Below are 5111 nucleotides of genomic sequence, written 5' to 3'. Positions count from 1 at the left end.
ACTCACCCTCTCGGGCTTTCCTCCGGGCTTTTCCCTTCGGTCTTGCGTCTCCGACTCTACCAGATCCTTTCGGGCCTGATTCCCAGTCAGCGGGAGTTGTCTTCCCGGCCGTTGAGCCGTTCCGACACCGAAACTCTAGCGGATTCGCCCCCGCAATTCATAATCGCGCCCTCGAAATGAATTCCGGCATGCCGAAATCGTCCCGAGCAGGAGACCGTGCAGAGTTTTGGTTGCCGCAGTAGCGGCGGGATCGGCTGCCGGAGAACCGTTCCGGCTCCACGACAACTCGGAGAACTTTACGGATCAGCGAGAGGCGTGTCAACCCCGCCAGGTCGAACCCAGCAGGTACCTGGATCCTGGAGGCCGTTCGGCTGGGCCAGGGTGTGCAACGCGCAATGTACCTGTGCCAGTTGGTGATCCAGGTCTGCCCCCGTCCGCGGAGCACACCGGTAGTCGCCGTGATCCCCGACCAGATGAAGCGGACCTTCACCTTGTGGCTGTCGTGCTCGTCGTCGCCATGGAAGGTGCCGGTGCCGTCCAGGGCGAAACGGCCGACCACGGGTGGGAAGAGCGTGCCGGTTCGCTTGCTCGTCCAGTACAGGGATCACGTGTCGGCTCCGGGGTCGTAGAGCCACGGGGTCAGGCGGGCAAATCCCTTGGTCAGGAACTCGATCTCGTCGAAGCCGGCCCGGCCGTCGAAGTGCGCGGAGGCGCGGGCGACGCCCGGGAACTCCTCCCAGCAGGCGAAGCCCTCGGTAGGGTCGAGAAAGTCCTTCCGCCAACGGTTGACGACGTCATAGGTGCCGGTGAGGAAGCTGAAGCCGGCGCTGTTGTCCATGGGGGAGACGCTGGTGCTGCTCCGCAGAAGTTCGTGGAGGGGGGATCAGCCGTGGCACGCCATAGTCGGCAAGGTGCTGAGGTCCGTTCGTTCAGCGGATTCCGGAGTCGGGATGTTCGGCATCCCATTCTTCGCGTGCTCGGGCGATGGCGTCGCGGTGTTCTGCTGACCAGTCCGCGAGGGCCTTAACCAGATGCGTGAGGCTGTGGCCCATCGCTGTGAGCTCGTACTCGACCTGTGGGGGCACTGTCGGGTGCACAGTCCGGGTGACCAGCCCATCCCGTTCCAGCCGACGCACGGTGAGCGTCAGCATCCGTTGCGAGATGCCGGGTACGGCGCGTTGCAGCTGTCGAAAACGGCGTACGCCCTGGGCCAGTTCGACCACGACCAGGACCGACCACTTGTCCCCGATCCGGTCGAGCACCTCGCGGATCCCGCAGTCCTCGTGCTCGTCCCCACAGCTGACGACGGGTTCGGTGGTTACCTCCGTGTGCCCCACTGACATCGAAGTGCCTCCTTACGCTCCCTGACGCAAACCCGCAGGATTATCCCGGTTACCAAAGAGAACCTACCGGAACGGGAAGACCTGATGATCCTGGTTACTGGAGCCACTGGCGCCTTGGGCACGCTGATCGCCGAGCAGCTGGCCGGCCGTGACGACACCGTCCTTGGAACGCGCGATCCTCAGCAGCCCCAGACTTCGCTTCCTGTGCGCCGCATCGACTTCGACCATCCCGACACGCTCATCACGGGTTTCGAAGGCGTGAACGTGCTGCTGATGATCTCCGCAGGTTACGGCGAGGACGACACCGTCATAGCCCGGCACGATGCCGCCATCGACGCGGCCGAGAAGGCCGGGGTGGAGCATGTCGTCTATACAAGCCTCACCGCTGACGGCGACCACCTCCCCTACGCCCTGCCGCACCGCTGGACCGAGCGTCGGCTCCAGAAGAGCACCCTGGCCTGGACGATCCTGCGCAATGGCTTGTACGCAGAGCTGCTGGCCTGGCTCGCGGCGCCGTCGGCGGACGGGCGGATCACTGCCCCGCTCGGCGAGGGCCGGTTGGCAGCCGTGGCGCGCGCAGATCTGGCCGATGTCGCGGTACGTGTGGCGGTGGAGGCCCCCGACCATGCGGGGCGCGTCTATGAACTCATCGGTGAGCAGGCCATCGGCGGCACCGACCTCGCGCACGCACAAGGGCCGCACGTCACCTATGAGCCGGAGACACTCGCCCAGGCCCGCACGCGCATCGCCGCTTCCGGCGCCCAGCCGTTCCAGGTGCCAATGCTGGTGGGCACCTACTCCGCCATCGCCGCCGGATTCATGTCCCGCACCGGCGGCGACCTGCGTCAACTCCTGGGCCGCGAGCCCCGTTCCCCGCTCGCAGCCGCCCTCGCGTAGTCCCAGAGCAAAGACCCTGCGCAGCCAGGAAAGTTTCATGCCTTGCGCAACCAAGGCTGTCCCGACGGCGGTTGTGGTGGAACTCGCCGTGCCGGTGCGAGCACGCCTGCGGCGACTGGCAGCGTCAGTGACCGCGCAGGTGCGGCAGGCACTGCGGGCGAAGACCATCCTCGCGGCGGCCGACGGACGGGCCAATGCTGCGATCGCACGTGAGCTGAAGGTCAGCGTCAACACCGTGCGCAAGTGGCTGGGCCGGTTCACCGCCGATGCCCTGGCCGCTCTCAAGGACGCGAAACGGCCCGGCCGGCCCCTGCGGCTGCAGCAGATTCTCGTGCCATGCGAGCTGGGCATCGGCCTGACCGAGATCGGTCGGATCCTGGCCGATCAGGTCGACGAGGTGGAGGCCCCGCGTGGCCACCACCGACGGCTGCGCGCCGAGCGCGACCAACTCGGTGCCCTGGCCGACACCGTCTCCCGCACGATCGCCGAACTGGAGCAGTCCAGGAAGGACGGCAGACCCATGACAAGCATCAACCAGCCGGAGAACCTCTTCGAAGGCGTCCGGCCCGCGCAGTACGAGGAGAGCCTGCGCGACTTCCCCGAACACGCCGAGCAGGTCCGACGCCGCACCGCAACGATGAGTCAGGCCGAGGTCGAGGCCGGAAAGCCCGAGCTCACCGCGCAGATGGTCCGGCTGGCTGAGCTGGTGGCGGCCGGCCTCACCGCCGACGCCGACCTGGTGCAGGCCGAGATCGATGCCCAGTACCAGGCACTGATCGCACTGCGCCCCGTCTCCGCCGAGGAATACCGCGCGATCGGCTGTTCCTATGTGGACAACGAGCAGTGGCGAGCGGCGTACGAGGCGATCGTTCCGGGCCTGGCCGCATACCAGCGGGACGCCATCGACGCCTACGCCGCATCCCGTCTGAACTGAGAAGCACCGGCCCGCCGCCATCGAGACAGCTACCCACGGCGCGGGTCGTGCCCGATCGGCTCTACGCGTCCGCGTCCAACTCGGCTGCTCCATCGCATGATTACGGGAACGCGGCCATTCAGGCCGAGCGTGTGGGCGGTCTCCGTCGGACATGAGTGAACCGAGATCCGGGCGGTGTTGCCGGTGCCGGGCCGGCTGGAGGGCCGGGCAGCCCGAGAGCTACTGCCACCGGCAGATGATCGGCGCGGTCCGTTACCTGGTGGACAACGGCATCAAGTGGCGGGCGATCCCCGCGGACCTCCCCGCATGGGACCGGGTCTACGCCCTCCGCCGGCGCCGCCGGAGGCGGGGCCGGGTCAAGGAGTTGCACAACCGGCCGCGCGCGTCCGTGAGGGTACCGACCGGGATCCGAAGCCGACAGCAGGATGCATCGCGCCATCGCTGCCGGTGAGCGGGAAGCCGTACCCCTGGCCCGGTGCGCGACGATTGTCCGTGGTTGCCCGGCCGACGTGCCGCCTTGGCGGCCTACGGGCCGAGGTAGACGTCCGGCGAGTGCCACTTCGGACGAGGACACAAGGCCGAAGTGCTCCTCGAGCATCAGCTCGGCCTGGGTGAGCGCGTCGTAGACCCAGCCCTGCCCGGTCGACCACGCCGATCCGCAGACGCACAGGTTGGCGTCGGAGAGCGGGCTTGGCTTCCGGGCCGAGCAGTCGCCAGGCGGCGTACGCCCCGGACACCTCGGCGCTGACGACCGCAACGTCGATCACCCCCGTGCCTACCCGCCGCCGGGCTGTTCACGCCGCACCGGCACCATGGTCTTCGGCCACGCCGCATCCCGGGGCGCCGGCTGCGCATCCACATCCCGCGGATCCTGGGCGACCTTGGCGTCGGCGGTGTTGCCGCCGTCCGGAGCCAGCACCGTATCGACCCGCCTGCGGGCGATCGCCCATTCCTGCCCTTCCTGCTCGGCTGCGGCCAGTTCGGCCTGGATGCGGTCGGCCTCTTCACACAGCCCGTCAACTCGACGGCGAGCAGCGGCCTCTTGCTGTTCCAGTAGTCCGTCGATCGACGGCACCCGCGACCTCCCGGGGAGCGACGAAACTACAGGCCGCGACTCCCACGAAGTCACCGGCTCTATGCCTGACGAGCGAAAACATCGCCCTCAGGTTCAGTAGGCCAAGAGCTACATGCCCTCGCCCACACATCGCTCATGCCGCGGACAGTACAGGCCAAGTCCGGGACACAGATTGAGTTATAGCCATCGCTCCAGGACCAGAGGGGTGGAGATGTAGAACCGCGCGGTGATCCAAAAGAGGCGGTCTACGAGCGACTCGGCGGCGACGAGGCCGGAGAAAAGGCGATATCGGTCGCCGGGTGCCCGGTTGTTGGTGCTGATCACGGGCCGGCCCCGTCATTCACTGACCAGCTCGCGGAGGTCGTCGGCGTGAGCTGCGGAGAGCCGACGCATGGCGAAGGCGTCGAGGACGAGCACGTGGGGCCGTACGAGTTCGATAGAGGTCTTGCCGAGTGGGCATGACACCAAGGCAGACTGAACAACCACGCTGGTTCCGGGGTCAACACGGCCGAGCCGATAAAGGTCGTCGAAGCTCTGCAGCGGCTCCGATTCGCAATCCGGCAAGTGAACCGAGGAGGTAAGGCTCTCTTCCCGCCTGCAGCTTCCAGGAACGAGCGGTACGGCTCCGGCAGAGGCAGCCCGATCTCCCGCTCGAGACCTTCAAGCTCATCGGCCTCGCACGGCCTGAACGGGCCAAGGACCAAACGGCCCTGGTACCAGCACGATGACTCGTCAGACACCGCAGGATTGTCGCACCTCCCGGCCCTGTGAACGCAGAAAAGCCCCGTGCCACAAGGGCACGGGGCTTTCCCGTAAAAGGAGTTCGGCGGCGTCCTACTCTCCCACAGGGTCCCCCCTGCAG

8 protein-coding genes are annotated in these 5111 nt (G+C 67.2%); 3 read left to right on the top strand and 5 right to left on the bottom strand.

The features are described 5' to 3' along the window. Positions 1–604: 604 nt before the first annotated feature. Entirely contained in the window at positions 605–838 is a 234-nt protein-coding gene (locus ACZ7IB_RS48625; RefSeq protein WP_470921758.1) for a hypothetical protein, read from the bottom strand. A 91-nt stretch (positions 839–929) separates the two neighbouring features. After that, complete coding sequence (locus tag ACZ7IB_RS48620) at positions 930–1343, bottom strand: winged helix-turn-helix transcriptional regulator (protein ID WP_470921756.1); 414 nt, start codon at positions 1341–1343, stop codon at positions 930–932. A gap of 84 nt (positions 1344–1427) precedes the next feature. Between ACZ7IB_RS48620 and ACZ7IB_RS48615 the strand changes: the two genes are divergently transcribed. The 3 genes from ACZ7IB_RS48615 to ACZ7IB_RS48605 all read left to right on the top strand — a co-directional run bounded on the left by ACZ7IB_RS48615 (position 1428) and on the right by ACZ7IB_RS48605 (position 3625). Continuing rightward, a complete protein-coding gene (locus tag ACZ7IB_RS48615; protein ID WP_470921755.1) occupies positions 1428–2240 on the top strand; it encodes an NAD(P)H-binding protein in 813 nt (270 codons plus the stop codon). A 37-nt stretch (positions 2241–2277) separates the two neighbouring features. Beyond that, on the top strand, positions 2278–3174 hold the full coding sequence (locus ACZ7IB_RS48610) for a MerR family transcriptional regulator (RefSeq protein WP_470921753.1): 897 nt from the start codon (positions 2278–2280) through the stop codon (positions 3172–3174). A 151-nt stretch (positions 3175–3325) separates the two neighbouring features. After that, the gene (locus ACZ7IB_RS48605; protein WP_470921752.1) at positions 3326–3625 is read left to right on the top strand and encodes a transposase; all 300 of its coding nucleotides are present in this window, start codon (positions 3326–3328) and stop codon (positions 3623–3625) included. 324 nt (positions 3626–3949) lie between these two features. Here the strand turns inward: ACZ7IB_RS48605 and ACZ7IB_RS48600 are convergent, their stop codons facing one another. From ACZ7IB_RS48600 to ACZ7IB_RS48590, 3 genes are all read right to left on the bottom strand, one after another. After that, entirely contained in the window at positions 3950–4249 is a 300-nt protein-coding gene (locus tag ACZ7IB_RS48600; protein ID WP_470921750.1) for a hypothetical protein, read from the bottom strand. A 177-nt stretch (positions 4250–4426) separates the two neighbouring features. Next, positions 4427–4573 (bottom strand): hypothetical protein, encoded by a 147-nt coding sequence (locus tag ACZ7IB_RS48595; RefSeq protein WP_470921748.1) that lies wholly within the window; start codon positions 4571–4573, stop codon positions 4427–4429. A 12-nt stretch (positions 4574–4585) separates the two neighbouring features. Then, on the bottom strand, positions 4586–4714 hold the full coding sequence (locus tag ACZ7IB_RS48590; RefSeq protein ID WP_470921747.1) for a hypothetical protein: 129 nt from the start codon (positions 4712–4714) through the stop codon (positions 4586–4588). Positions 4715–5111 lie beyond the last annotated feature (397 nt).

Source organism: Streptomyces sp. NPDC037301 (genome assembly GCF_055602785.1).
Note: the sequence above shows the minus strand (reverse complement) of the source record. Positions and strands in the feature narration are given on the sequence as shown.

Bases quoted from the DNA above. Each gene is read 5' to 3' on its own strand.
- ACZ7IB_RS48625 (WP_470921758.1), bottom strand. From the start codon at position 838: ATGGACAACAGCGCCGGCTTCAGCTTCCTCACCGGCACCTATGACGTC.
- ACZ7IB_RS48620 (WP_470921756.1), bottom strand. From the start codon at position 1,343: ATGTCAGTGGGGCACACGGAGGTAACCACCGAACCCGTCGTCAGCTGT.
- ACZ7IB_RS48615 (WP_470921755.1), top strand. From the start codon at position 1,428: ATGATCCTGGTTACTGGAGCCACTGGCGCCTTGGGCACGCTGATCGCC.
- ACZ7IB_RS48610 (WP_470921753.1), top strand. From the start codon at position 2,278: ATGCCTTGCGCAACCAAGGCTGTCCCGACGGCGGTTGTGGTGGAACTC.
- ACZ7IB_RS48605 (WP_470921752.1), top strand. From the start codon at position 3,326: ATGAGTGAACCGAGATCCGGGCGGTGTTGCCGGTGCCGGGCCGGCTGG.